The sequence below is a fragment of the Ectothiorhodospira sp. PHS-1 genome (assembly GCF_000225005.1).
Lineage (GTDB): Bacteria > Pseudomonadota > Gammaproteobacteria > Ectothiorhodospirales > Ectothiorhodospiraceae > Ectothiorhodospira.
The window spans coordinates 1-24,552 of record NZ_AGBG01000033.1; the positions used below are offsets into that span (position 1 = coordinate 1).

Annotated in this window: 27 protein-coding genes and 2 pseudogenes; 7 read left to right on the forward strand and 22 right to left on the reverse strand. The window is 62.6% G+C overall.

The annotated features are described in order from the left end of the window. The 3 genes from ECTPHS_RS11895 to ECTPHS_RS11905 form a co-directional block, all read right to left on the reverse strand. Positions 1 to 281 (reverse strand): recombinase family protein (locus ECTPHS_RS11895; RefSeq protein WP_040405929.1); only part of this gene is annotated, 281 nt, incomplete at its 3' end. Positions 282 to 326: 45 nt separating this feature from the next. Continuing rightward, positions 327 to 653: an ATP-binding protein gene (locus tag ECTPHS_RS14830; RefSeq protein ID WP_040405923.1), complete on the reverse strand. Its 327-nt coding sequence runs from the start codon at positions 651 to 653 to the stop codon at positions 327 to 329. Between the two features lie 23 nt (positions 654 to 676). Next, positions 677 to 1,471 (reverse strand): HDOD domain-containing protein, encoded by a 795-nt coding sequence (locus tag ECTPHS_RS11905; protein ID WP_168044668.1) that lies wholly within the window; start codon positions 1,469 to 1,471, stop codon positions 677 to 679. Positions 1,472 to 1,700: 229 nt separating this feature from the next. On the opposite strand from ECTPHS_RS11905, the gene ECTPHS_RS11910 reads away from it, so the two are divergent. The 3 genes from ECTPHS_RS11910 to ECTPHS_RS14985 all read left to right on the forward strand — a co-directional run bounded on the left by ECTPHS_RS11910 (position 1,701) and on the right by ECTPHS_RS14985 (position 5,346). After that, positions 1,701 to 3,023 carry a citrate synthase gene (locus tag ECTPHS_RS11910; protein ID WP_008933002.1) on the forward strand — a complete coding sequence of 441 codons (1,323 nt, stop codon included), beginning with the start codon at positions 1,701 to 1,703 and terminating at the stop codon, positions 3,021 to 3,023. A gap of 73 nt (positions 3,024 to 3,096) precedes the next feature. Beyond that, positions 3,097 to 4,446, forward strand: a complete 1,350-nt coding sequence (locus ECTPHS_RS14980; RefSeq protein WP_210386922.1) for a hypothetical protein — start codon at positions 3,097 to 3,099, stop codon at positions 4,444 to 4,446. A gap of 189 nt (positions 4,447 to 4,635) precedes the next feature. Further along, positions 4,636 to 5,346: a hypothetical protein gene (locus ECTPHS_RS14985; RefSeq protein ID WP_210386923.1), complete on the forward strand. Its 711-nt coding sequence runs from the start codon at positions 4,636 to 4,638 to the stop codon at positions 5,344 to 5,346. 20 nt (positions 5,347 to 5,366) lie between these two features. Here the strand turns inward: ECTPHS_RS14985 and ECTPHS_RS14100 are convergent, their stop codons facing one another. The 12 genes and pseudogenes from ECTPHS_RS14100 to ECTPHS_RS11955 all read right to left on the reverse strand — a co-directional run bounded on the left by ECTPHS_RS14100 (position 5,367) and on the right by ECTPHS_RS11955 (position 16,645). After that, the gene (locus tag ECTPHS_RS14100) at positions 5,367 to 5,906 is read right to left on the reverse strand and encodes a DUF2939 domain-containing protein (RefSeq protein ID WP_083838849.1); all 540 of its coding nucleotides are present in this window, start codon (positions 5,904 to 5,906) and stop codon (positions 5,367 to 5,369) included. Positions 5,907 to 6,114: 208 nt separating this feature from the next. Then, positions 6,115 to 6,237 carry a hypothetical protein gene (locus ECTPHS_RS15345; protein WP_256364690.1) on the reverse strand — a complete coding sequence of 41 codons (123 nt, stop codon included), beginning with the start codon at positions 6,235 to 6,237 and terminating at the stop codon, positions 6,115 to 6,117. Further along, positions 6,234 to 7,481: a hypothetical protein gene (locus ECTPHS_RS11925; RefSeq protein WP_008933004.1), complete on the reverse strand. Its 1,248-nt coding sequence runs from the start codon at positions 7,479 to 7,481 to the stop codon at positions 6,234 to 6,236. Before ECTPHS_RS11925 ends, ECTPHS_RS15345 begins: the two co-directional genes overlap by 4 nt. Further along, complete coding sequence (locus ECTPHS_RS15255) at positions 7,468 to 7,629, reverse strand: hypothetical protein (protein WP_246828367.1); 162 nt, start codon at positions 7,627 to 7,629, stop codon at positions 7,468 to 7,470. Before ECTPHS_RS15255 ends, ECTPHS_RS11925 begins: the two co-directional genes overlap by 14 nt. Positions 7,630 to 7,656: 27 nt before the next feature. Beyond that, positions 7,657 to 8,148: a hypothetical protein gene (locus ECTPHS_RS11930; protein ID WP_008933006.1), complete on the reverse strand. Its 492-nt coding sequence runs from the start codon at positions 8,146 to 8,148 to the stop codon at positions 7,657 to 7,659. Beyond that, positions 8,145 to 11,810 (reverse strand): annotated as a pseudogene (locus ECTPHS_RS11935) (ATP-binding protein). The gene ECTPHS_RS11930 and the pseudogene ECTPHS_RS11935 overlap by 4 nt, the downstream one beginning before the upstream one ends. Before the next feature lie 118 nt (positions 11,811 to 11,928). After that, positions 11,929 to 12,273 (reverse strand): annotated as a pseudogene (locus tag ECTPHS_RS15260) (P-II family nitrogen regulator); the annotation flags it as partial. Further along, entirely contained in the window at positions 12,270 to 13,787 is a 1,518-nt protein-coding gene (locus ECTPHS_RS11940; RefSeq protein WP_008933009.1) for a DUF1538 domain-containing protein, read from the reverse strand. The gene ECTPHS_RS11940 and the pseudogene ECTPHS_RS15260, both read right to left, overlap by 4 nt. Positions 13,788 to 13,828: 41 nt before the next feature. Continuing rightward, a complete protein-coding gene (locus tag ECTPHS_RS11945; RefSeq protein ID WP_008933010.1) occupies positions 13,829 to 14,197 on the reverse strand; it encodes a hypothetical protein in 369 nt (122 codons plus the stop codon). Between the two features lie 104 nt (positions 14,198 to 14,301). Beyond that, positions 14,302 to 15,492 carry an enoyl-ACP reductase FabV gene (gene fabV / locus ECTPHS_RS11950; RefSeq protein ID WP_008933011.1) on the reverse strand — a complete coding sequence of 397 codons (1,191 nt, stop codon included), beginning with the start codon at positions 15,490 to 15,492 and terminating at the stop codon, positions 14,302 to 14,304. Positions 15,493 to 15,731: 239 nt separating this feature from the next. Beyond that, complete coding sequence (locus tag ECTPHS_RS15420) at positions 15,732 to 15,899, reverse strand: transporter associated domain-containing protein (RefSeq protein WP_210386926.1); 168 nt, start codon at positions 15,897 to 15,899, stop codon at positions 15,732 to 15,734. 5 nt (positions 15,900 to 15,904) lie between these two features. After that, complete coding sequence (locus tag ECTPHS_RS11955) at positions 15,905 to 16,645, reverse strand: tellurite resistance TerB family protein (protein ID WP_008933012.1); 741 nt, start codon at positions 16,643 to 16,645, stop codon at positions 15,905 to 15,907. A 182-nt stretch (positions 16,646 to 16,827) separates the two neighbouring features. On the opposite strand from ECTPHS_RS11955, the gene ECTPHS_RS11960 reads away from it, so the two are divergent. Beyond that, positions 16,828 to 17,139 (forward strand): PepSY domain-containing protein, encoded by a 312-nt coding sequence (locus ECTPHS_RS11960; protein WP_008933013.1) that lies wholly within the window; start codon positions 16,828 to 16,830, stop codon positions 17,137 to 17,139. A gap of 126 nt (positions 17,140 to 17,265) precedes the next feature. On the opposite strand, the gene ECTPHS_RS14315 is transcribed toward ECTPHS_RS11960, so the two are convergent. Continuing rightward, positions 17,266 to 17,415, reverse strand: coding sequence for a transposase (locus tag ECTPHS_RS14315; protein WP_246828368.1), 150 nt, complete (start codon positions 17,413 to 17,415; stop codon positions 17,266 to 17,268). A gap of 19 nt (positions 17,416 to 17,434) precedes the next feature. Between ECTPHS_RS14315 and ECTPHS_RS14835 the strand changes: the two genes are divergently transcribed. After that, complete coding sequence (locus ECTPHS_RS14835; protein WP_168044666.1) at positions 17,435 to 17,617, forward strand: hypothetical protein; 183 nt, start codon at positions 17,435 to 17,437, stop codon at positions 17,615 to 17,617. A 35-nt stretch (positions 17,618 to 17,652) separates the two neighbouring features. Here the strand turns inward: ECTPHS_RS14835 and ECTPHS_RS11970 are convergent, their stop codons facing one another. The 6 genes from ECTPHS_RS11970 to ECTPHS_RS15265 form a co-directional block, all read right to left on the reverse strand. Then, a complete protein-coding gene (locus ECTPHS_RS11970) occupies positions 17,653 to 18,009 on the reverse strand; it encodes a DUF86 domain-containing protein (protein WP_008933015.1) in 357 nt (118 codons plus the stop codon). Then, a complete protein-coding gene (locus ECTPHS_RS11975; protein ID WP_008933016.1) occupies positions 18,002 to 18,292 on the reverse strand; it encodes a nucleotidyltransferase family protein in 291 nt (96 codons plus the stop codon). Before ECTPHS_RS11975 ends, ECTPHS_RS11970 begins: the two co-directional genes overlap by 8 nt. A gap of 204 nt (positions 18,293 to 18,496) precedes the next feature. Beyond that, positions 18,497 to 21,283 (reverse strand): DUF3427 domain-containing protein, encoded by a 2,787-nt coding sequence (locus ECTPHS_RS11980; RefSeq protein WP_210386927.1) that lies wholly within the window; start codon positions 21,281 to 21,283, stop codon positions 18,497 to 18,499. A 96-nt stretch (positions 21,284 to 21,379) separates the two neighbouring features. Continuing rightward, complete coding sequence (locus ECTPHS_RS14995; RefSeq protein WP_246828369.1) at positions 21,380 to 22,366, reverse strand: methyltransferase domain-containing protein; 987 nt, start codon at positions 22,364 to 22,366, stop codon at positions 21,380 to 21,382. Between the two features lie 66 nt (positions 22,367 to 22,432). After that, entirely contained in the window at positions 22,433 to 22,861 is a 429-nt protein-coding gene (locus tag ECTPHS_RS11985; RefSeq protein ID WP_008933017.1) for a putative toxin-antitoxin system toxin component, PIN family, read from the reverse strand. Between the two features lie 9 nt (positions 22,862 to 22,870). Further along, the gene (locus ECTPHS_RS15265) at positions 22,871 to 23,320 is read right to left on the reverse strand and encodes a type II toxin-antitoxin system Phd/YefM family antitoxin (protein ID WP_246828370.1); all 450 of its coding nucleotides are present in this window, start codon (positions 23,318 to 23,320) and stop codon (positions 22,871 to 22,873) included. Between ECTPHS_RS15265 and ECTPHS_RS14840 the strand changes: the two genes are divergently transcribed. Both ECTPHS_RS14840 and ECTPHS_RS15000 read left to right on the forward strand, forming a co-directional pair. Next, the gene (locus tag ECTPHS_RS14840) at positions 23,297 to 23,491 is read left to right on the forward strand and encodes a hypothetical protein (protein ID WP_168044667.1); all 195 of its coding nucleotides are present in this window, start codon (positions 23,297 to 23,299) and stop codon (positions 23,489 to 23,491) included. The two genes, ECTPHS_RS15265 and ECTPHS_RS14840, sit on opposite strands and share 24 nt — an antisense overlap. Positions 23,492 to 23,746: 255 nt before the next feature. Continuing rightward, the gene (locus ECTPHS_RS15000; protein WP_371200112.1) at positions 23,747 to 24,514 is read left to right on the forward strand and encodes a hypothetical protein; all 768 of its coding nucleotides are present in this window, start codon (positions 23,747 to 23,749) and stop codon (positions 24,512 to 24,514) included. The last annotated feature ends 38 nt before the right edge of the window (positions 24,515 to 24,552 follow it).

Sequence of the window (24,552 nt, forward strand, 5' to 3'; positions counted from 1 at the left end):
GTCCATCCCTGCTGAGCGCAGTAAAGTTCCAGCACCTGTTTCTGCCGCTCCAGATCCTCCTTCTGATCATGGCTGGATACGCGAGCATAGGCCACGGTGCGCCGCCCTGTGTCTTCCTCGGCCCGGAACATCTCGGGCCGGAGTTTCGCCAGATCGTAACGGCGATGGCCGCCCGCTGTGTGCTCAGGCACCAACCTGCCCGATGCTTCCCAGCGGCGCAGGGTCGTAATGGATACGCCCAGCGCCTTGGCGGCCTCACCGATACTTGCCAATCTTTTCATGCTGGAGAGTATCGATAAGTTATAAATAGATTTCAAGTGAACTGCTCAAGCCCCGCCCTCTCCCAATGCCTCAATGGCGTTTTTCAACAGATTGGTCAGGATCTGGCGCAGGTGATCGGCGTGACCGAGGGTACCCGCCTCACCCGCGGCCAGACTCAGGGACAGCCGTATCCCGCGGGTCTGACATAGGGAATTCCTGAAAATCTCGGCCACCTGTTGCACCAGTGGATCCAGAGGCAAGTCCTCGGCCCTGCCCGGCGCCGGCACATCCTTCATTCGCAGCAGGATCCGTCCCACCCGGTCGATCTCCTCACGGATCAGATCCAGATCCTGCTGCAACTCATGGGTCTCTCCCAGCTTGATGCGCAGCATGGCCAGATAGTTCTGGATGATGGTCAGGGGATTGCCCGCTTCATGGATGATTTCATGGACATGCTTCTGCAGATCGGATCCATCAACCCCGGGAGGTTGCAGATCATCGGCCAGTAACCGGGCGATTTCCCCTGCCAGGGCCAACACAAAACCGCGGCGCCCTTCCAGGCGGGCCGACTGGGCGCCGGGGACACCCAGCACCAGCACGCCGACCACGTTACGATCCCCGCCGACAAGGGGCTCAGTCCCCATTGCTCCATCAGACCGGCCGCCAGCTCGCAATGACTACCGCCGTAGGTGGCCTGTTCCCGGCGGATCAGGTCCTGATCGTTCTCTGCCGCTTCCAGAAGTGCGGGATAACGGGCCTCATCCAGAGTCAACCGGTCCAGACGTCCCAGATTGACCAACAGGCCGCACAGATAGGCCTCTTCCGGACGGGGGTAACGGGTCAGGGCGGCCAGGGCCTGGGCCAGGGCGGCGGTGACCAGGGTGCCACGCCAGGATTCCTTCAGGAAACGACGGTGACGACGGCCAAATTCATCGAACACCTGCTTCATTGCCGCCGTCATGACCACGTTCTTCACCGTGCGCTGTCCCAGGATCATGACAGCGCGATCCAGGGAATGGCAGCCTCCGGCCCTGGCATAGTGGGCGGAATTGGCGACCGCCACCAGGCGTGCGGTCATGGCCGGGTCCTGCAGGATGATCTCGCCCAAACTGCGCAGATCGGCCTGCTCGTCCTGAATCGCATCCAGAATGTTCAGCAGAACCTGCGGCAGGCTCGGCATCGTCTCCATCAGCAAATTTTCCTGGGCCATGACTATCCAATGGCCCGAAGGGTCGTTACGCGCATACCGCTGGTTTCTCCCCCTGATGACGAAACATTCCCCGGCCTGACCCGCAGCCGGTGAATGGCAATGCTGGAATCGTTGATCAGCAATATAGTGCGGATTCCGGGATATTGCATAGTGATGCCCGCATTGCATATCTTGGGTCTTTTACGGCTCGGCCGTCACTTTGTCCCTCACCCGCCCTGGAGGTCCTTCCATGACCAGCCCTAACCCATCCACATCCCGAGGCAACGCCACCCTGACACTGGATGGGCAGACCATCAGCCTCCCCGTGGTGGAAGGCAGCGAGGGCGAGCGCGCCATCGACATCTCCAACCTGCGCGGCCAGACCAACCACATCACCCTGGACCCCGGCTACGGCAATACCGGCAGCTGTGAGAGCGGCATCACCTTCATCGACGGCGATAAGGGCATCCTGCGCTACCGCGGCATCCCCATCGAGGAGTTTGCCGACAGTCCCTCCTTCATCGAAGTGGCCATGCTGCTGATCAACGGCACCCTGCCCACGGCCGAGGAATACGCCTCCTTCTCGGCGGATCTGACCCGCTTCGCCAACATCGACGAGGGCATGAAATATCACTTCCAGGGTTTCCCCCGGGCCGCGCCACCCATGGCCATCCTGTCCGCCATGATCAACGCCCTCTCCTGCTTCTATCCGGAACTGCACGAACTCGAAGACGAGCAGCAGTTCCGCCAGGCCTCGGCCCGCCTCATCAGCAAGGTGCGCACCATCGCCGCCTACGCCTACCGGCATTCCAAGGGCCTGCCCTACATGTATCCCCATCCGGCGATGCGGTACGTGCCCAATTTCCTGCACATGATGTTCTCCCAGCCCTACGAGCAGTACGTCTGTCCGGAAATCGTCAGCAAGGCCCTGAACCTGATCCTGATCCTGCACGCGGACCATGAGCAGAACTGCTCCACCTCCACCGTGCGCATGGTGGGCTCCAGCGGCGCCAATCTGTTCGCCTCCTGTGCCGCCGGGGTCTGTGCCCTGTGGGGACCGCTGCACGGCGGCGCCAATGTGGAAGTGCTCAACATGCTGGAGCAGATCCACCAGGGCAACATCACGCCGGAGGAATACGTCAAGCTGGCCAAGGACAAGGACAGCAAGGTGCGGCTGATGGGCTTTGGTCACCGGGTCTACAAGAACTTCGATCCCCGCGCCCAGATGCTGCAGAAGATCGCCCAGGAACTGGTGCCGGTACTCAACCGCAACGATCCCCTGCTGGACATTGCCCGTCGGCTGGAGGAGATCGCCCTGTCGGACCCCTACTTCGTGGATCGCAAGCTTTACCCCAATGTGGACTTCTACAGCGGCATCATCCTGCGGGCCATGGGCATACCCACCAACATGTTCACGGTGATCTTCGCCATCGGACGGCTACCCGGCTGGATCGCCCACTGGTGGGAACAGCACCAGGCGCCGGGTAGCCGGATTGCGCGGCCACGGCAGATCTACACGGGGACCACAAACGCCCATTACCTGCCCATGGAAGAGCGCAACAAAGCGGACTAGACAGAAACCATTCATCGATTCTGTGCTATAGGAACATCACCCTCAGTGGCTGAGGCTGATGGAGCGCCGACCGATGAGCGAGCACGAGCAGACAGACACTGTCCACCGCTGGCGGTTTTTTCGCTCTGGAGGATTCGATCAGGTCAGACTGGAAACAGCCGACGATCTGCGCCACCTTCCGGAGCTGGATCAGAAACTGTGGTCGGTGCTGGCCTGCCCCACCACCGGCCTGGAGTTCGATCACCGCACGCTGGCTCTGCTGGACACGGATGAAGATGGACAGATCCGCACGCCGGAGATCATCGCGGCGACACGCTGGGTCTGTCGTGTCCTCAAGGACCCCGGGTTGCTGTTTCAGCCCGGGGACAGCCTTCCCCTCGATCAGATTGATGACTCCCGTCCCGAAGGAGCGGCCTTGCTGGCCAGTGCCCGCCGCATGCTCGCCTACCTGGACAAGCCCGCGGCCAAACACATCACCATGGAAGACGTGGGTAACACCGCGGAGCTGTTTGCGCCGGATCATTTCAATGGGGACGGCATCGTTCCGGCCGCCCTGGCCGCCACGCCCGAGCTGAAAACCGCCATCGACACCATCCTGGGCTGCCAGGGTAGCGAGCCGGATCGCAGCGGTGAGCCCGGCATCACGGAAGACCACATCAAGGATTTCTTCGAACAGGCCCGCAAGCACGTTCAATGGCTGGATCAGGCCGCCGCAAGCCCCGACGACATCCTACCGCTGGGAGATGCCACGGCCGCCGCCGCCCAACTTTTCAGCCGGCTTCGGGACAAGCTGGAAGACTTCTTCACACGCTGCCTGCTCGCGGCCTTCGATCCCCAGGCAACCCCCGCTCTGAACCCTTCCGAAGCCATGTATGGCGCACTGGCAGCCAGGGAGGTCAGTCCAACCACCGAGGATGTGGCCGCCCTGCCACTGGCCAGGATCAGCCCGAACGCCCGGCTCCCCCTGTCCCAGGGCATCAACCCCGCCTGGGCCGACGACATGGCCCGCTTCAGGGACGAGATCGTCACCCCCATCCTGGGACCCCGGGATGCCCTTGATCACACCGAATGGAAGGATCTGGCGGAACGCTTTGCCGCCTACCGGGCCTGGGAAGCGGAGCGGCCCGCCGGCACGGTGAAAGACCTGGACCCGGCCCTGCTGCGTGACCTGGCCCGGGGAGATACGGAAAAACACCTTCTGGAACTGGTGGAACAGGACCGGCAACCGGACGCCGCGGCCGCCGGCATCGAGGCCGTGGAACGGCTGGTACGCTATCGCAGGGATCTGGTGACACTCCTGAACAACTACGTCTGCCTGACCGACTTTTACAGTCGTCGCCGGAAAGCCATCTTTCAGGCCGGGACCCTGTATATGGATCAGCGCAGCTGTGAGCTATGCCTGCGGGTCCCCGATCTGGCCTGACATGCGGCCGTCGCTCCCTTCTCCGGCACCTACCTGGTCTACTGCCATTGCTCCCGAAAGGATGAGCCCCCGATAACCATCGTCGCCGCCCTTACCGGAGGCGACATCGACGAGCTGATCGCACCCGGCCGCAACGGCATTTTCTATGATCGGGCCGGGCGTGACTGGCACGCCACCATCGTCAGGACCGTGGAGCACCCCGTCAGCATCCGCCAAGCCTTCTGGTCTCCCTACCGACGGATCGCCCGCCTCATCGGAGAACAGCTCCGCAAGATCGCCGCCTCCAGGGACAAGGCGGTGGAAGACGGCACCACCGCCGGCATCACCGAGGCCACGGCTCGCGCGGAGGCACCGAAGTCCATGCCGGCGCCGTTCGACATTGCCAAGTTTGCGGGGATCTTTGCCGCGATCGGCCTGGCACTCGGTGCCCTGGGCACGGCCATGGCGGCCCTGATATCCGGCCTCATCAGCCTGCCGCCCTGGAAGATACCGGTGGTGATCGCCGGTGTGATCCTGCTCATTTCAGGCCCGTCCATGATCCTGGCCTGGCTCAAGCTACGGCAACGCAACCTGGGTCCCCTGCTGGACGCCAACGGCTGGGCAGTCAACACACGGGCCAAAATCAATCTGCCATTCGGCGCCTCCCTGACCGGCGTGGCCGCGTTGCCGAAGGGAGCACACCGTAGCCTGGATGACCCTTATGCGGAGAAAAAGCTGCCCTGGAAGACCTTGTTGCTGCTGCTGGTCCTGGTGGTGACCACAGTATTCCTATGGCGTGAGGGACTCATACGGCAAGGAGTGGATCGCCTGCTTAAGCCCGGGGTTCAGAGCGAGCAAAGCGATGAGGCCGCGGGTGCCGCTCTGGAGTCACCGGAACCGCCAACCACAGCACCGGAATAACACCGTGTCGGGCATACGCCCTAGGGCTGGACCTCGGCAGCCCAGGGGAGACCAAGGGAAGCCAGTTTCCACGAAAAATTCCCCTGTCGATGCAGGATCAGTTCCACCTGCCGGACCGGGTCACGCTCGCTTTCGATGGTGACCACAAACCGCTCCAGACCCGCATACCCCATGCGAATTCGGGTCTCGCCCTGGGAAGTGAAGCCCATGCCGCGACCATCCGGCTCTGGGATGTATCCCTCCATGATGGTGGCTATCCCAGCCGGGGAAACCACGGCATCCACCAATGGCTTGAGCAGCGCACCCGCCACGGCCACACCGAGACCACCAAACGGATTGTCCCGGCGAAAATCCGCCAGTTCCTGGGCCAGGACCTCATTGAGGCTCTGACGCACGTCTTCCCTCAGGGCCGGAAAGTCCACATGGCGGGCCAGCCTGTCCGCATCCCGGGCTTCCACTGCCGCCTGCATCTGGGAAGCCGTGTAGTAAGGCGCATAGTAATACCAGCCGCCCAGTGCAAGCAGACCGACAATGACCAGGGGTTTGACAAGCATTTTCATAGAAGGATGACCATAAAAACTGAACTGAAATGGCCACGAATCCCTGGCCAAGGCCCGCCATCGACGGGCAGGAGCGAAAAAATAGCCGATATCCTAGCGGAATCGGCGGCTTCAGGCATGCCATTCCCCGGCAGGCCGCAAACATTGCTCTCTCGAAGCCATGAGACGCCGGGGCTTGAACAGTTGCATCCACCCGGGGCTGGATGAATCAACGGTCCAGGGCGGAAGATAGCGCCAGTGATACCACCATCAGCTGGGCACCCAACCACTGCTGGCGCAGCTTCCTGCGCACATCACGCAACAGCCGGTAGGCACTCGCTGAAAGGCTCATGCGGGTAGCGCCAGCCGCAGGTGCACATCGTGAATCAGGCGCAGATGGTTGAAGGGGCTGGCCTCGGTCTCCACCCGGTGCAGCCGGAAGGCACGCTGCTCGCTTCGCGGCAGCGCCTGATACTCGGCAATCACCTGGAAGAGCCAGAGTTCCTCGTCCCAGTCCAGATCGCTCCCCTGCAGATACTCCAGGGCGCTCACCCCCTCGCCGTCCTGATCCACCACCGCCAGATAGAATCCCTCCACATCTTCCTTGAGGGCCTGCCGGCGAGCGGCCACCCGGGTGTCCTCCGGCCACTCGGCGACACCGGCGGCGGTGACCGGTTCCGGGCGCGACACCGACCGTGGCAGGCAGTGCAGCAGTTCGGTGATCAGGCGTGCGTCGGCATCGTGATCCAGGGCAACCGCCCCGGCGGGCCTGATGGGTGCCGCCCGGTTGATCAGTTCGGGCACCTCGCTGCGTCGAGCGTAGTTTCCAGGCACGAAGCCTGGGTGCTCGCGCAGGAAACCCACCATGCCGGCCACCAGCCGACTGCGCGACTGCTGCTGACGGAAACGCGCCATCAGTTCGATCAGCCGCCGCTGCACCTCCCGCAGGCTGGTGTAATGGTGGGTAAGTTGCTGCTGCAGGCCGCTGACCAGCAGTTTGCGCAGGGCACCGTCGCTGCCCACCAGTTCGATCAGTTCGTCGAACCTGATCAGCTCCAGGCCGTCCAGCAGGCGCACGATCTGTTTCTGGGCGCGCTCGTTCTCGCGGATCTTGTCGCCCAGGCGACTGACGAAACCGAAGTCACTGTTGAGGCGCCGCCACAGGCTGTCGATGGCGTCGGCGAAACGACCGTTCAGGTCATCCACCTCCTGGCGCAGGCGCAGCAGCTGCTGTTCCTGGCGCCAATATTCGCCGGCGTCGCGGGCCTCGCGGTAGCTCTGCACCAGACTGCGCATCAGCTCCAGGGTCTCGGCCACATCGGCATTGACGTGACGGCGGGCCTCGTCGGCCAGCATCTCGGCGATCAGCTCACGCACCTTGGGGGCCAGCTTCACCCCGCCCTGTTCGTCGGGGCGCCACAGGATCCGCGCACCCAGCAGACGGTTCAGGGCCTGGGTGCTCAGACCTTCCAGCGGTACCTCGTCGCGGGCATAGCCCGCCATCAGCGTCTCGGCGTGCCTGCCCAGCAGCCCCAGGCGGTCAATACCCAGGCTGATCAGCCGACTCTCCAGGGCATGAGGATCACCGCTGCTCATCAGTTTGCGCGAGAAACCCCGTCCTGAAGGCGGGGGTAGTTGACAGCAGACTCTGCTGACTGGACGAGGCCTGATCATTGATGGGCAGATTCTCCTCATCGCGGATGAAGCGCACCAGGTCGATCAGGTAGTCGATCTTGCCGGTCACCACGTAGTACTGGCGATCGGCGTGGGGCTACAACAGGTAACCATGCTCCTTGAGCCGCTTGAAGACCTGCTTGAGCTGGGCATCCAGCTGGTCACTCTGGGAGCCGAAAAAGGGATCGGAGGCCAGCCGATCCAGGCGATCCCGCAGGCCCTGGTGATCCTCGCAGCGGGAGCTGAAGTCGGCGGGCTTGAGTACGTCCCCGGGGGCCGCCAGACCGTCGCGACCCAATGTCTCCTGCACCAGCTGCAGCCACTCCAGCATCGGCAGCAGGCTGCCCACCGTGTCGCTGAGTTGCCGGGAAAGCTGCTCACGGGCGGCCTCATCGATCCGCAGCCAGGCCAGGAAATACACATTCCCATCGGTGTTGGTGGCCAAACGACGATTGAGCGGACGCAGGTAGGCGTCGATCTGCTCACGGACCGTCTCATCCTGCAGGTGGCGGAAGGCGGTTTCATCGCTCACCGCGCAGAGGAATTCGCCGGCCAGCAGACGCTCCAGCAGCGGGCCCTGTTCGATCATGGGGACACCTCCTCGGCGCGCGCCTGCAGACGCTGGGCCAGGCGGCTCAGACGCGGTTCGATGCGTTTGAGACGGCGTTTGCCGGGATCCGACTCATCGCGGTCAATCAGGTAGCGGTTGTGGAACAGCAGCAGCACGTCCGACTCCGGGTTGGGGAAGGCACCGACGATATGGATATCGTTGTTGTCGCAGGCGTCGAAGATCTTCTCCACGTTGTGATAGGCCAGGGTGCCGATCTCGTCGATGGGCCAGTGAACGGCCACCTGAGCCTGACCGCGCAACAGGCGGGTGAAGGCCAGCAGGAACTTGCACAGGATCAGGTAAGCCATGCCGTGACTGGAGGACTCCAGCAACTGGCGGTCACTCTTGATCACCAGGTCCGTGCCGCCTTCACTCAGGTGCAGTTCCAGGCGCAGCAGGCTCTCGAAGCTGTACTGCTGATCACTGCGCAGCAACTCCACCACGTCGGCCAGGGCATCCAGATAGTCGTCTCCGGGCAGCGGCTGGCCCGAATCACGCCACTCCCGGTAGCGATGGGTGAAGCGCTTGAGCGGCTCCCAGAACCCCAGCTCGTCGATGGTGGACTGGATCTTCACCTCGGCGCGACCAATGCCCTCCAGCTTGAGGTCATCGGCCACCTCGTCGGAGAGGCGTCGGCTCTGAGCGTTGATGCGTCGGTTGAGGTCGCGGAACACGGTGAAGAACTTGTCCAGGTCGTCGCCCATGTTGCGCCCTCCCTGCTGAAGCTGCTCCTGTCGGCTCTCAAGCAGCTGGAGCATGCCCGCCAGCACACCGAGCATGCGCCGTGGGCCGGTGTCGTCGAGGCGGGCGCGTTCCGCGGCCAGGGTCTCGTGAAAATCCGCACTGGCACCCTTGATCAGGTCGGACTCCATGTTCTGACAGCCCTGACGCAGCGCGTCCAGGGTGCGGGCGTGATCCGCCAGCGCCTGACGGACACGTTCGATGCGCTCTGAAACATCCCCCGGAGCCTCGCCCTGGGAGGCCGGCGCCGGCTCCAGGCGCAAGGCGTCAAGCCGGGTGAGCAGTGGTGCAAGGGTCTCGACCCGTTGCCGTTCAGCACCACGCCGCTTCTCAAGATCGGCAACCGCTGCCCCATGTGCCTTTCGGGCCGTCTCGAACTGCTGCTTGAGCTGTTCCCGTTCGCGCACGGCACTCTGGTGCTCGCGGCCCAACTCGGTCTGCCGGGTCAGCAGATGCGGCTTGCGCTCGCCCCACTCCACCCGCACGAAGCGCGAGTAGGCTTCGAGTTCCTCACGACGGCCCTCGGTCTGACGAATGCGTTGCGCCAGCGCCTTTGAGCGTGAGCGGGTCTCGTTGAGACTGGCGGTGTCCACGCCCTGCTCGGCCAGTTCATGCTCGAAGGCGGCCTCGAGTTCCTCGCGCTGACGACGGTTTTCGTTCTTGAACTCGGCCAACTGGCGCCGGTGCTGGGCGATCTGCTCATCGAAACCGGCGAAACGCCCGCGGAATTCCTCGTTGAGTGCCTGGCGCTGGGCGTGATGGCTTTCGGCCAGCGCCTGCAGGGCCTGTTCCCGCTCCTCATTCAGTGCCTGCTGCAGGCTCTCCTGTTCCTTGAGGGCCTCGCGGCAGGCGGCCCGCCGGGCCCGGCGGGCCGCCTCGTGGCGCTGGTGGCACTGGTTGCGCGCCTGCAGGGCATAGTTCACGTCTTCAGCGGCGCGGCGGTGGGCGGCGCGGGCACGATCGAGCCGTGCGGAGGCCTCCTGTACCTTGTCATGGCGGGCCTTGAGGGCTTTCTCGGCAGAGTCTTCGGCCTTACCCGCCTGATCCAGCGCCTGCCGGGCAGTCTCGATCTCGGCCAGCAAGGTGGCCTCATCCCAGGCGTGATCAGGCAGGGGGATGGCAGCGAGATCCACCACCAAGCCATAAAGATCGTCGCTGGCAGCGTCGTTGAACTGCGGGGCCAGGTCGCGACGATCAAGCAGTTCCGGGGCGATCACCTTGCCAAGGCTCTGCTCCCAACCCGGGCGTTGGTGGCGCAGAAAATGGCGCAGACTACCCTGGGCGGGATCACGCTGGATCAGCAACCCATCAAGGCGCCGTTCGGCCCGGGAGCGCTGCTGACGGGCAAGCTCCAGATCCTGCTCGGCATGATCCCGTTCACGCTTGCACGCTTCGAGTTCGCCGCGAATCGCCTCCACCGCGGCGGCCGCCGCTCCCTGTTCGCTCTGGGCCTGGTCGACCCGGGCCTGGACCTGCTGGGCCTCGTGGACCTCCTCGGTCGTCTGGCCGTCATGGGACAGTTGGGCCTTGAGCTCGGCAAGCCGGTTGGCCCCCTCATCCAGGCGGCTGCGGTAACCATCATCCACTGCCCTTCGGCGTTCCCGATGGTCGGCCTCCAGGCGTTGTTCCTGTTCACTCCGGGCCTCGCGACAGGCTTCCTTCTCCTTGTCGAGGGCGTCGATGCGGGCCTGAGCCTCATCGCCGCGGCGTTCGAGCAGATCGCCAAGCTCCACCAGCCGGGCATTCAGGCGTGCCCTGCTCTCCTGCGCCGCCTGCTGCATCAACTCCAGATGATCACGTAGTTGCTGCAACGCTTCACGCCAATGGGGCAGCGCTTCAAGGTCGCGCTCAAGCCCGGGCATATCGGCTGCCTTGAAGGCCTCAAACTGGCGCTGCAGATCGTCGAGCACGCGTCGAGTCTGATCCAGTTCGCTGTCCAGTTCGCTGATGCGGTCGTTGAGGGCGCCGCGGGCCTCCTCATGGGCCTCTTCGCGGGCCTGGAACTCACGCCGAAGCGCATTGAGCTGAGCCTCAAGATCAGCGCCTGCGCGCTCGGCACCCTGGAGGTCTGCCTTGAGCCTGGGCTGTAGCCGAGACAGTGCAGCCTCCAGATCGGCCATCTCGCGGTCGAGGCGCTACAGGTCTTCCAGGGCCCGCTGCAGGGGGGCCAGACGCATGGACTGGCGCATGCGGGCGATCCATTCCCGGGCCTTGGTATTGCGGATACGGGTCACCGGCAGCTCGACGCCGTCCTCCTCGAAGATGGCCGCCAGCATGGTCTTGAGGGTGTCCATCTTGCCCTCCTTGGCGTGCACCGCCGAGACCAGCTTCTCCATGTGGCGGATGCGATGCCCGGTACCCACCAGGCTGAAGCGGGCCGCCATCTGGCGCAGGCGCAGCGCCTCGCGGCTGTTGCCATATTGCTGGGTGAAATCGTTCTGGATCACCGCGCGGTATTCGGAACTCGCACCGAGTTTCTGCGACACCTCGATGCCCTGGCGGCGCAGGCCGGTGGCCCACTGGACGTAATCCAGCGCGGTCACACCCCCCTCGCTCACGACCAGATAATCCTCGGGGCGATAGGGAGCACCGACGAAGCGATATTCCACCCCACCCTCGCTCTTGCGGGTGAGGACCGCCTGACAGACATCACCCGCCTCGCGGCGGTACTCATAGACCAGGTAGCTATTGCGGTGCGGCAGGTAGAAAAGGTCGAACTTGAGCCGCGTCCGGGGCACCACCTTGTTGGGCAACTCGCCGTAGAACACCGGCACCAGCCGCTGCAGGGTCGTCTTGCCCGAGGCATTGGTGCCGCAGATATTGGTGTGACCATCCACATCCAGCTCGACCACCCCTTCGAGATGGCCATGAATCATCACGATGCGTAGCAGGTGCGCCATGTTGCGTCCTTGATCCTGTTGATTGCTCCGGAAAATGGAATCGATCCAAAAAGGATCCAGGGGCGACCGGCCCGATTCGACGACAAATCTGCGTGTCCCGCCATCTGGAGCGGGATCTGATATCGTCCTTGATACGCGCCTCGAAGCTCTCAAGCTGCCGTGTGTCGATACCAGCAATATGATCCAGCGACACGGTGAAAACCACACCCTTTGAATGTCTGGCCAGTTCGAGTTCCGCCGTCAATGCCTTCATCACCCGCAGCGACAGCTTCTTTTCCAGCACGCAGATCAGCACGCTCTGAGAGCCCTCATAGGTGAGCCCGAAAAAGGTCTTCTTTTCCTTGGCGCCGATCCCGCGGGCATCCAGCATCGTCACTCCGCCGGCTCCCGCCTTCTTGGCGATGTCGATGGCCTTTTCCTCAAGGTCATCCGCAATGATCGCGACAAGTACCGCAAATTTCATGATTCAGCCTCTCTCCACCGATTGGCGAGTTCAACCGTGATGGCGTAGAGCATCACGGAGATGATGGGGAAGATGGAGGCGAACGCGATCAGGCCAAAACCGTCGATCATCACATTGCGCCCCTCGATGTGCGTGGCCAGGCCGATACCCAGCGCCGTCACCAGCGGCACGGTCACTTCGGAAGTGGTCACGCCGCCCAGATCGTAAGCCAGGGCCACGATGTATTTCGGGGACAGGAAGGTCAGCAGGATCACCACGGCATAACCGGCCATGATGTAATAGTGGATCGAATCGCCGGCAATGATGCGGTGCACTCCGATGGTAATCCCGACTGCGACACCCACCGCGACCAGGATGCGGATCACGTTGCCGTTGAGTTGGCCCTTCGCCGCCTCCTCCGCCTTCTGACCGATGGCAATCAGGGCGGGTTCGGCCATGGTCGTGGCGAAGCCGATGGCAAAGGCGAACAGGTATACGAAGAGCCAGCGATCCAGTCCGATCAACTGCTCGGCCATAGTCTGGCCGATGGGAAACAGCCCCATCTTCAGGCCCACCACGAAAGCGTAGAGGCCGACGATCACCAGCAGGAAACCTCCCATCACCTTGTGCAGATGGGCGATATGCTTGCGGATCACCAGATACTGGAAGATCAGGACGACCGCGATGATCGGCAGCACGTCGCGGAACATGATCATCAGGTCGCGCAGCATGCCCAATACCACGCTGCCGGCGATCTCCTGAACCACCTCGGTGACCACCGGGTCCGCCACCGCTTCCACAATACCCTGGCTCACTTCCCGAGCCTCACCGAAGCTGTACACGATGATCCCGTAGATCTGCACCGAGATCATCGGCACCATGACCGCCAGCCCGACCAGTCCGAAACCGTGAATCAGGGGATTGCGACCGCGCACCGATACCGCCAGGCCGATCCCCAGGGCCGCGATCAGTGGCACGGTCACGATGTTCGTGGTCACGCCACCGGAGTCATACGCCAGCCCGACGATCTCCTCCGGTGCGAAAAAAGTCACGATCACCACCACGACATAGCCAATGATCATGTACCAGTGCAGACTGTGCCCGAGCAGAATCCGCACCACGCCCAGCGCCACCACCAGGCCGACGGATACCGCGACGAGCAACCTCAATATCATCGCACTGATCCTGCCTTCGCTGATGATCTCCGCCTGGCTTGCGACCGCGATCAACGCAGGTTCCGCCACCACGGCGGCAAACCCCAGACAAAAGCCGAATATCATCAGGAGCGGCAATGAGCCCTTGCGCGCGAACTCGTTGGACAGGTTCTTGCCAATGGGAAAAATCCCCAGTTCAAGCCCCTGCAGGAACAACGCAACGCCCAGCACGACCACCAGCAAACCGATGGCCATGGGTAGCCACTGGTCCGGGACTTGACGGATGATCAGGAACTGAAAGATGCCGACCACCAGGATGATCGGCAGAAGATTGCGGAACGCATGGTTCAGTAAGTGCAGAAATTCCCTAAGTTGGTTCACGGCGTGGCTTTGTCTGGTGAAAGGAGAGGATGGCGCAGGCTTCAGCGAGGGCTGTCTTCCAGGCGGTCAACCGGGCCGTGCTCGATGATGTGGCGATGCAGCGCCTCGATGTCGATCCCGCCGACGCCTTCCACCGGGAGGCAGAAGGCAAGACCCTTGAACGGTTCCAGCAGCTTCAACTCAACATTCATCCGCCCCGCGATCCGGATCGCCGTGGCTTCGTCCAGCAGTGCCACCAGGACCGTCTCGATACCCAGGTAGGTCAGACCGAAGAAGGTGATGTGCTCCGGGAAATTCAGGCCACGCGCGGCGATCAGCGTCATCCCGCGGGCGCCCTCCTCCCGGGCAATCTCCCGGGCCGCCTCCTCAAGCTCATCCGCCACCACGGCCACCAGCAGTTTCGCCTCCAAGGCCCTGTCTCCGCTGTTTTTTGAACCTGGAACGAAGATAGCATAACCACCCGCCGGTTCGGATCACCGCTGCGCCTGGGGCAGATACAGTGCCGCGCACCGGGTCAGACCAGCCCACGGATCTCCACGTCCGGATTGACGTCGGCATCGTAGTCCACGCCCTCGACCTCGAAGCCGAACAGACGCAGGAACTCGTGCTTGTAGCCGGCCAGATCGGTCAGCTGATAGATGTTATCGTCCTCGACCTGGCCCCACAGCGCCTCGACCCGCGCCTGCACCTCGGGATCCAGCTCTTTGTAGTCGACCCGGATGCGGCCTTCGTCGTCCATCACCGGCTCGCTGCCGTACAGGCTTTCGCGGAACAGGGTGTCGATCTGCTCGATCACGCCCTCGTGGGTGCCCTTCTCCTTCATGACCCGGAACAGCAGCGCCAGGTAAAGGGGCATGACGGGGATGGCCGCACTGGCCTGGGTCACCACCGCCTTGAGCACGGTCACCCGGGCATCGCCGCCGCGCGCGGCCAGCTGCCGGCGGAGGTCCAGTACCCGCCGGTCCAGATCCTTCTTGGCGGCGCCGATGGTGCCGTTCCAGTAGATGTCGTGGGTCACCTTTTCGCCGAGGTAGGTAAAGGCGGTGGTCTGGGCGCCCTCGGCCAGCAGGCCAGCGGCGTCCAGGGCATCGATCCACATCTGCCAGTCCTCGCCACCCATCACGGCCACGGTGCTGTCGATCTCCTCCTGACTGGCCGGTTCGATAGTGAAATTCTTCACCACCTCTTTGTCGGTGTCCAGGCCGCGCTGGGTAACGGTCTTGTCGATGGGCTTGAGGGTGGAGTTGAAGGTCTCACCGGTCCTGGGATGGGTGCGGCGCGGCGCGGCGACGCTGTAGACCACCAGGTCCACCTGGCCCAGATCCTGCCTGATGGTCTCCAGGGTCTTGGCCTTGATCTCGTCGGAGAAGGCATCGCCGTTGATGCTCTTGGCGTACAGCCCCTCGGCCTCGGCAAACTTGTGGAAGGCGGCGGAATTGTACCAGCCGGCGGTACCAGGCTTCTTCTCGCTGCCTGGACGCTCGAAGAACACCCCCAAGGTCGCGGCGCCGGAGCCGAAGGCAGCGGTAATCCGCGCAGCCAGGCCGTAGCCGGTGGAGGCCCCGATCACCAGGACCCGCTTCGGCCCATTGGCGACCGGGCCCTGCGCCTTGACGTAGTCGATCTGCTGCTTGACGTTGGCCTCACAGCCCACGGGGTGAGTGGTAACGCACATGAAGCCACGGACACGGGGTTTGATGATCATTGCGAGTTTCTACTCCTGATTGTTCGCCACGAGGGAACGGCTCGAGCCCAGCGGCAATCGCGCCGAAGAACGACCGTTTTTTCCAGTCAACAGCGCCGAGAGGGGCGCCAAGGCCACCGATTCTAATCCAGCTCCGCCGCAGATGCTTATCCAGACCATCATGACAGCCGTGATCCCCGCGAAAGCGGGGATCCAGTCACAGACTGAAAACCCTGGACTCCCGCCTTCGCGGATGAACCCTACGGATTGGACTGCGGAGGTGGTTCGGGCGGCATTAGCCGGGTGGAAAGAACCTGTTTAATACGGAAGTGTTCCACCGCAACGACTTCGAAGCGGTAACCAGCATGCTCGACGGCGTCGGCGCGGCGAGGAATCTTGCGCAGTTTCCACATCAGGAACCCGGCCAACGCGCTCAGGGTGTCCCCGCGACCTGGTCGCGCCCGAGCCGCTCCAGTTCATCGGCAACATCCTTGGGCAACGCAAGAGCCTGGGCCAGCTGATCGAGCCAGGCCCGCTCCATCGGATTTTGCTCATCCACGATTGCCACGCTGACCAGATACATCTCACGTGCCGCTTGGGGTGAGTCAACCCGGGCCGCCAACGCCCGGGCATCCAAGGGCGCGGAGAGCTGGCGCTCAACCCAGGCATGCAGTTCCTGATCCGCCCCTAGGGCATCAATCTGTTCAGTGATCAACGCACGTTCCTGATCATCGATATGACCGTCGGCACGGGCCGCCATGATCATCGCCTGCAAGAGCTCAAGGCTTCGATGCTCCCGCGCCGGCCCGGACAGGCGTTCCACTGGCTCTCCGCCTATGGAAGACACCTGATTTGACCCTTGCGTGTTCTGCCACGCCTTCCAGGCCAACGCGCCCACGCCGGCAAGCGCACCGTACTTCAGCGCCTTGCCACCGAGCTTGCGACCGCGTCTGGAACCCAACAGCAGTCCCAGCGCACCACCGCCCAGCACGCTTTTCATATCCAGGCCCAGACCACCGCCGCCCTGCTGGGCAGATCCCTCTCCGCCACCCAACTGACGGGAAAGGCTATCCAGCACACCCTTGAGATCCATGCCTCCCGCACCTTGCCGAGCGCCGCCTGACTGACCACCGGCCTGCCGAATCAACTGGTTCAATATCTTGCTGGCGTTCATGTCTTACCCTCGTTGAAGGACTGCGCGGCAGCGGGCCTTCAATCTGACACCAAATCGCCACTTCGGCAATTGTTGAAAACGGGTCAAGGGCATCGATGAGCGGGATCGTCAGCTCGAATTCAGCTTGATTTAAGCTTACGGTGGCACACTGCCCTCCGCATCCACAGCCAGAGCGCACGCCCATGCATATCCGATCATTGACCACACCGTTTCTTTGCCTTGCCCTGCTTGCCCCCGGGCTGAGCCTGGCCGGGGACCGCATGGAGCACAACGAGATCCTGCGCCTGCGGGCCGCCGGGGAGATCATGCCCATGGAGGAGGTACTCAGACAGGCCGCCGGGATCGTGCCGGGGCAGTTCATTGAGGCCGAACTGGAGCGGGAAGACGGCCGTTACGTGTACGAACTCAAGATCCTTGATGCCGACGGGGTACGTCACAAGCTCTATCTCAATGCCGGCGACGCCAGTCTGATCAAGCGTGAACGAGACCGCTGAGCAGGATCCGGACACGGCGCTTGAAGTCCCGGCGGCTGTCCCGGTCCCGGTGTGCCCGTCCATGGACGGGCGCACCGTCTTTTTGAGCGCAAGGCAGTAAATAACCCTCGACTGAAGTCGAAGGCTTTATTGTGAAACGAGAGCATGGTTGATCCCATTTCCAACATCAGGCGTATTTACAGCCGCCCTCGACAGCGAGGCACCGCTACCGATCCGGGCAAGATTTCGACTCGCATTCAAGTCGCTGTGCGCCCGGAGACCACAGTGTTCGCACACGAAACGATGTTTGCTGCGCTTGCCGATGCTTCCGCAGTCGGAGCATGCTCGCCCGGCAGATCTCAAGAAGTACGGTGCGATCCCCTCATGGGCGCAGACCCGGCTCGACCAGGCCGGCCCTGAGCAACTGGAAACCTGGGCTGATGCCATCCTGGAGTCGGAGACACTGGAGGCTTTGCTGAGCGAGGCGCCCAGACACTGAGTTCCACCTTCAGCACCGAAGAGAAAATCAAACTGTCACGGCTGTGTCTCGTCCTTAAGCGCCTTGAGCTTGGGCAACAGTTCGGGCAAGTCATCCCGGATGATGCTCCAAAGGGTGTCGTCGTCGATGCCGAGGTAGCCGTGGATGAGGCGGTTGCAGGTGGCGATGATCATCCGCCAGGGGATTTCAGGATGGGCGGCCCGGACCTCATCCGGGATATGGGTGGCGGCTTCGCCAATCAGTTCCAGATTGCGCAGGGTGGCGTCGTAGGTGAGCGCATTGGCCACGAAACCGGCTTGGTCGAGGCCGTCGGTGTAGGCGAACACCTTCCCGGCGAAATCGATCATGTCGTCGAGGTAGAAACACCATTCGCGCTGCCTGGCATCAGACATTGACTCGCTCCTGTTCAATGTAGGGGCGAAGCTCCGGCCGCAGGGCCTTTTCTGTGACCAGGTCGACCGGGCAGCCAAACATGTCCTCCAGGTAGAACTGCACGCCGAAGTAACGTTTGGAGGTGGCAGGGCCGTCGAAGGCCACCAACACATCGATATCGCTGCCACTGCTCGCCGTATTACGGGCAGTGGAGCCGAACAGGGCCAGTCGGGTCACGCCGAAACGGGCCTGCAACTCAGGCTTGCTGCGGCTTAGCAGGTCAAGGGCACGCTGTCTGTCCATCGCTCAGCCTCCAAGAGCGGACTCATCTTCTGGACTTTCGCGCACCTGAAACCACAAGACACGCTAGAGCCAACACAACACCCCGGCAATATAACATCCGCTGTGGCGGTCGACGTCTTGCCGATGGAACCCGCTTGAAACAAGGTGTGTTCATCGACCGGTATCGGGTTCTCGATGCTCGTCAAGACAGCCGACCAGTGCTCTTCACCCATCCAGTTGCTTTGCAGATCGAAATGCGCCGGGGTGCTGGATCACCTCAAAGTCCACGCTCATCGGCCTACTGCCCTGATGCTTGAGATACCGCACCGACCCGTGATAGGTGAATGGCGCGGCCTTCCCCTGCTCCAGCTTGTTTTCCCGGATAAAGAGATGGATACCGATGCCCATCTCCTCATGATGGAGGATCTCCCGGCCCCGCTTGCTCTGGGGCGTTGTCTGATTCTGGGTCTGCCAGTGGAACCGGGTGTCGTCCACCCAATGGTCCAGATAGCGATGATCGGCCGCCTTGCCCTGCTTGTTCAGCGTCACCAACAGCACATGGACCTTTTGGTCTCCAAGCACCACATGACCAGTGTTCCAACTGCCCGGATTGAACTCCGCGTTGAAAAGGCCGGGTATCTCTTCCCGGGCAAACCGCTCCCCCACCACCATCGATAACGGATCCAGCACGCCCTTGAGTCGGGCAAAGGTGCGGAACTGCTCCTGCAGCTCCGGCGTGACCACGATGTCCTCATAATCCGGATTGTTGGCCCGGAGCCGATACTGCCCGTTGGGGTCCTTGAGCACCTTGCGCAGCAGGTACTGGTTGTCGCCCGCCCCATCCTGGCGCTCGATGGCCAGGATGTCGCCGGTGATCCGGCCCGCACTCTCGGCACTGGCCAGTTCCAGCAGCAGATAGTCGCCATCCTCCACCGGCTGCTTGCCGCCGTTCATGGAGTTGCCGGAGGCGCGGGCGATGAAGTGTCGACCGGGATCCAGGCGGCCGTAGCCTTCCAGCGGCAGACTGCGGTATTCCTCACAATCGGCGGTGCCCGTCTTGAAGTGGCCGCAGGCGATCTTGAGGTTGGGGAAATACGGCAGCGAGACCTGTTCCGGCCTGCGGCTGGACAAGGCCGTGACCGTGGCGCCACCCAGACCCTGCCTGACCTCATAGGTGGCCAACCGGTAATCCACCCCTTCCTGTACCAGGGCTGTCAGAGTGGCAATGTGGTCTGGAGCCACCGTCGTGACGCCGATGAAACGATCTCCCTCAAGGGTGAAAAAAGACCCTCCGGCCCAGGCCGACACCGGATTCTTTCGCCAATAGCCCAGCCAGTCATCCGGTGGTTCGGTGAGGCCCTGATACGATTCCGGCAGGTCGGCCAGCAGCGGGCGTCGACGCTGCAACACCTGCCAGGAGCGGGTAGCAAGATCCGCCAGCGTGGGCGCCTCCACCCAACCATCCAGTTCCTGGAAGGCCTCCAGCAGGACCATCTTGTAGCTCTTGTTCATGGCGGTGGTCTCCAGTTCCCGGAGCAAATCCGCCTGCTGCTCAATCACCGCCCGCTCCTCGGCCTGAAGATTGGGATCCAGGGCAGCGATCAGCCCGAACCAGTGACCATACTGGCGACGCACGGCCTGCAGGCTGGCACCGGCGCGGTAGAACTCGGTCAGGGTCGGCCGACGGCCGAGGGTGTCGCGCAGGGTGTGGTACTGATCCTGAAGGTCGTTGCCGCCCAGGGATTTGAGAAAATCGATGAACCGCAGATCGTAGTTGACGTAACAGCCCGTGGGCAGATCCAGGCTCTCGTTTTCCAGATCGCGGGCAAACCGGGCCAGATCATCATGGGTCATGGTCCGGTTCATCAACGCCATGGGCTTGTGCAGAAAGCTCTGGTGATTGGCCACGAAATCCAGCACCACCAGTCTCTCCTTCGCCTCGGCCTTGCGCAGGCCCCGACCCAGTTGCTGCAGGAACAGGATGCGGGATTCGGTGGGGCGCAGCATCATCACGGTGTCGATGGCCGGCAGGTCCACCCCCTCGTTGAACAGGTCCACGCAGAACAGCACCTGCAACTGGCCGTTGGCCAATTGTTCCAGCGCCTCACCCCGGGACAGCCTGGAATCGGCATAGACCGCCGCCGCCCTGACGCCCTGCCGAACAAATTGATCAGCCATGTAATCGGCGTGGCGGATGGAGATGCAAAAGGCCAGGGTGCGCCGCTGAGCCCGTTCCCGCCAGGTGCTCAGGGCATGACGGGCGCGGGCCAGGGTCGCCAGCCGGTTGCCCAACAGATCCGGGTCAAAACGGCCATTGCGCCAGGGGATGCTCTGGTAGTCCACGTCTTCGTCGAAAACCCCAAAATAGTGGAACGGCACCAGCAGATCCGCGTTCACCCCGGTGAACAGGTCGCTCTCGAAGACGAGGTTGTCATCGCACAAGGAGAGGATGCTGGCGTTGTCGGTGCGGTCGGGGGTGGCGGCGAGACCCAGCAGGAAGGCGGGCGCAAAGTGGTTCAGCAGGCGGTGATAGGTGGGCGCGGCGGCGTGGTGAAATTCGTCCACGACGATGTAATCGAAATGCCCCGGCCCAAAGCGCTCCAGGTGATCGATCCGGCCCAGGGTCTGGATGGAGGCACAGAGGATATCCACCCGGGCGTCCCGCTGGCGGCCGTGATAGAAGCCGATCCGGGCGCTGGGGCGGATGCGGGCAAAGGTGGCGGCGGCCTGGTTGAGGATCTCTTCACGATGGGCCACGAACAGGATCCGGCGGGCGCCCATCTGCTGCGTGTCGAAGGCGGCGAGCCAGGTCTTGCCCAGGCCGGTGGCCATGACCACCAGACCACGCCGGTAGCCGTCCAGGCGTGTCTGCGCCAGTGCCTCCAGGGCCTGCGCCTGGATGTGCGTGGGCGTAGGCGGCGGCTCCGACTCGGTGCTGCCCGGCTCCGATGAACGCTCCGGCGGAATGCGGCGTGCCTCGTAGGCATCGATCCATTCATCGGACAGGGCCACCGTGGCCGGATCGTTGAACAGGGCCTGGAACTGCTCACGGGCCTCCAGAAATCCCTTGTCCCCCGGATAGTTGATCCGGTAGTTCCATTCCAGGCCCTACTGCAGGGCCTGGCGGCTGATATTGCTGGAGCCGATGAAGGCGCAGCCCCAGTGGGCATCGTTATCCTGCGAACCAACAAACAGGTAGGCCTTGAGATGAAAGCTCCCTCCCCTGCTCTGGTAGACCCGCACCTGAGCGCCCTGCTCCTGAAGCAGCATGAGGGCGCGCAGGGCCTGGGGATCGGTGATGTCCAGATAGTCGCTGGTGAGGATGCGGATACGCGCGGGATGGCGGCCGGCCGCTTCGCGGTCCAGCGCCGCCTGAAGATCAGGCAGCAACAGGCGCAGGCCGGTTTGCTTGATGAAGGCCACTGCCATATCGATGGCATCGGCCCGGTGAATGCTGCTGCACAGATGGGGCAGGAAGGGGTTGTCGTCACCACCGGTAATGAGTTGACGGGTGGCCTTGTGCAGTAGACAGTTCAGCCACTGTTCTTCCCGATCCGGGCGTCGATCCTCGGTGAGCCAGCATTCCAGCCCGGCCAGTCCGGGGAGTTCCTGAGTCCAGACGCGGACCTGGTCTTCATTGGCATCGGTGAAGTGTCGGCCGTTGCGATCACGTTCACCCGCGCCCCGCTTGAAGCTGCAGTAGAGGACGCCACCGGGCTTCAGGGCCTGCCACAGTGCCTGGAAGTTGCTGGGCAGCTCGGCGGTGGGCACATGCAGCAGGCTGGCGCAGGCCCAGATGCCGTCATACCGGTCGATCTCGTTCACCTCATCGAACCGCTGCACGGGCACCGGCCGGCCGAGCAGTCGTGAGGCATGCTCCGCCAGCGCCGCGCTGGCATCAAAGGCACTCACCCGATAGCCCCGCCGCTGGAAGGCCAGGGCATCGCGCCCGGCACCGCAACCGGCATCCAGCACCCATGCACCGGCCGGCAAGTGGCGCAGAAAGCACTGGTACAGGGGCTCCATGTCCACGTGCAGGGTGTCGGCGATGAACTGGACGGCGTGCTGGTTGTAGTAATGGGTGGTGTCGTTCACGTCCCTGGTGCCGGGAATTGATTCAGCTGTGCAGCCTGTTGAAGAGGTGTTTACAAAATTAGGTCATCATATCAACGCAAGATAATCGGCTGGCGAGAGGATGCGCAGCCTGTGGCTTTGCCAAAAGTCATTGCCGAGTATCAATAAATCCTGATCGCCAGTGACCAAACATTGTGCCTCACCATTGAGGGCCACATGCAGCAGCATGTCATCCTTAGGATCGCGACAGACCTGGATGCGATGCTGAATCGGGACCACGCGTACGACTCCGCCAAGCAACTTGAGGAATTGCTGCCGCGCTTCCAGAGAAACATAGCGATCAAACTTGGGGCGGGAAAGAACATTGGCCAATTCGGTCAATGTTTCTTCGGAAGCCAGCAGAACGCCCTGGGCCAGCGCCTTGTCCACGGCACGCCCGGCTGTACCTTGTGGCACCAGCATGCGGCTGATCAGAGTATGGGTGTCCAGGACCAAGCGGGTTTCTTCCGTGCGCATGGCAGGTCTTCAATCGTCCGAGGCGAGCAACTCAGTCAGTTTGGCTTCGTCCAGGCCAGCGGCTTTGGCCTGACTACCGATGCGGTCACAAAAGCGCTGGAACTCGGCGATGTTGAGTCTTGTCAGGCGTTCGTACTCTGCCATGGAGAGCACCACAGCAACATCACGCTTCTGGCGCTGGATAATTACCGGCTCCCGGCTGGCGGTGTCGATTAACTTGGCAAAGCCCTGTTTGGCCTCGCTGGCGGTGATGGTGCGCATGAGACCCTCCATTCTTGCAGGGAGCAATGTTTTGTCCATTTTAGACAAAATGGACAAAACATCAAGCTGGTTCCGACCCCACCATTGACCCATGATGATCTCCAGCAGACGGCGCTTACGCTGCTGGTAGAAGGCGTCGAAGTCATCGGCGCGCAGCGTATCGGCGGGGATGCGATGGCCCTCAAGGATGGCGTTCATCGCCTCGTCGGGGAGCTGGACCTGCTGATGGTCAAGAAGTACGGCACGATCCCCACCTGGGCGCAGACCCGACTCGACCAGGCCGGTCCCGAGCAACTGGAAACCTGGGCTGATGCCATCCTGGAGGCAGAGACGCTTGAAGCCCTGCTGGGCGAGACGCCCAGGCACTGAGCTCCATCGCACCCTTGCGCGAGATCGTGACCGGGCCGCATCCATCCGGAATAATCACCACCAGTACGCCGGTGAAGAGGAGTTGATGATCGCTGAGGGCGAACAAGAGGAGTTACGGCGGTTACGTGAAGAAAATGCTCGCCTCAAGGATTTGCTGACCCGCTATGGCATCCCGTGGGAAACAATGGGCGCCGCTAACCCCATTCCAGCACCGGAGAAGAGGCCCCACCCGCCCATTTCAGCACCGAAGAGAAAATCGAACTCTTCAGCCGTCTATTCCGGGGCCGGAGGGATGTTTATCCCCAGCGCTGGGAGTCCGCCAAAGGCAGATCCGGCTATTCGCCGGCCTGTGCCAACGAATGGAAACCCGGCATCTGCCACAAACCCCGAGTGAAATGCAGCGACTGCCGTCACCGCCAACTGTTGCCGGTAACCGATCAGGTCATCTATGACCACCTGGCCGGAAGGCAGACCATCGGCGTCTACCCGCTCCTGACCAATGACCGCTGTTTCCTTCTTGCGGCTGACCTTGATGGGGCCGACTGGCGGGAAGATGCCAGGGCGTTCATGCATACCTGCCGGGATCTCGATCTCCCGGCCGCACTGGAAATATCCCGGTCGGGGAACGGCGCTCATATCTGGATCTTCTTTGCCGAGCCGATCCCAGCCCGCGAGGCCAGGCAACTGGGGGCCGCCCTGATCAGTCATACCTGTGACCGCACCCGGCAGTTGTCGTTGGCCAGCTACGACCGTCTCTTCCCCAATCAGGACACCATGCCCGTCTCCTGGAAAGGAACCCTGCAGCAATATGCCGGGCGCTTGCACCGGGAGCATGTCGAAAAAAGGGACGTGCGGATCCACGACTACGCCGAGATCGATCAGCCCCAGCTTGCCCGCATGTGGGCCAGGCGCCAGCGAGGGTATCGGGCCATGGGGTACGAATTGAAAACGACCTTGATGCCCGCGGTCTATCCAAGCACACCCAGCGACAATCATGCCTCTCTCAGCACACTGAATGCCTGAAACAGCCTGATCGGCAAAGGAATGCCCAGTTTCCAGTG

Bases quoted from the DNA above. Each gene is read 5' to 3' on its own strand.
- ECTPHS_RS14830 (WP_040405923.1), bottom strand. From the start codon at position 653: ATGCTGCGCATCAAGCTGGGAGAGACCCATGAGTTGCAGCAGGATCTG.
- ECTPHS_RS11905 (WP_168044668.1), bottom strand. From the start codon at position 1,471: ATGGCCCAGGAAAATTTGCTGATGGAGACGATGCCGAGCCTGCCGCAG.
- ECTPHS_RS11910 (WP_008933002.1), top strand. From the start codon at position 1,701: ATGACCAGCCCTAACCCATCCACATCCCGAGGCAACGCCACCCTGACA.
- ECTPHS_RS14980 (WP_210386922.1), top strand. From the start codon at position 3,097: ATGAGCGAGCACGAGCAGACAGACACTGTCCACCGCTGGCGGTTTTTT.
- ECTPHS_RS14100 (WP_083838849.1), bottom strand. From the start codon at position 5,906: ATGAAAATGCTTGTCAAACCCCTGGTCATTGTCGGTCTGCTTGCACTG.
- ECTPHS_RS15345 (WP_256364690.1), bottom strand. From the start codon at position 6,237: ATGAGCCTTTCAGCGAGTGCCTACCGGCTGTTGCGTGATGTGCGCAGG.
- ECTPHS_RS11925 (WP_008933004.1), bottom strand. From the start codon at position 7,481: ATGAGCAGCGGTGATCCTCATGCCCTGGAGAGTCGGCTGATCAGCCTG.
- ECTPHS_RS11930 (WP_008933006.1), bottom strand. From the start codon at position 8,148: ATGATCGAACAGGGCCCGCTGCTGGAGCGTCTGCTGGCCGGCGAATTC.
- fabV (WP_008933011.1), bottom strand. From the start codon at position 15,492: ATGATCATCAAACCCCGTGTCCGTGGCTTCATGTGCGTTACCACTCAC.
- ECTPHS_RS11955 (WP_008933012.1), bottom strand. From the start codon at position 16,645: ATGAACGCCAGCAAGATATTGAACCAGTTGATTCGGCAGGCCGGTGGT.
- ECTPHS_RS11960 (WP_008933013.1), top strand. From the start codon at position 16,828: ATGCATATCCGATCATTGACCACACCGTTTCTTTGCCTTGCCCTGCTT.
- ECTPHS_RS11970 (WP_008933015.1), bottom strand. From the start codon at position 18,009: ATGTCTGATGCCAGGCAGCGCGAATGGTGTTTCTACCTCGACGACATG.
- ECTPHS_RS11975 (WP_008933016.1), bottom strand. From the start codon at position 18,292: ATGGACAGACAGCGTGCCCTTGACCTGCTAAGCCGCAGCAAGCCTGAG.
- ECTPHS_RS11985 (WP_008933017.1), bottom strand. From the start codon at position 22,861: ATGCGCACGGAAGAAACCCGCTTGGTCCTGGACACCCATACTCTGATC.
- ECTPHS_RS14840 (WP_168044667.1), top strand. From the start codon at position 23,297: ATGGCCCTCAAGGATGGCGTTCATCGCCTCGTCGGGGAGCTGGACCTG.
- ECTPHS_RS15265 (WP_246828370.1), bottom strand. From the start codon at position 23,320: ATGAACGCCATCCTTGAGGGCCATCGCATCCCCGCCGATACGCTGCGC.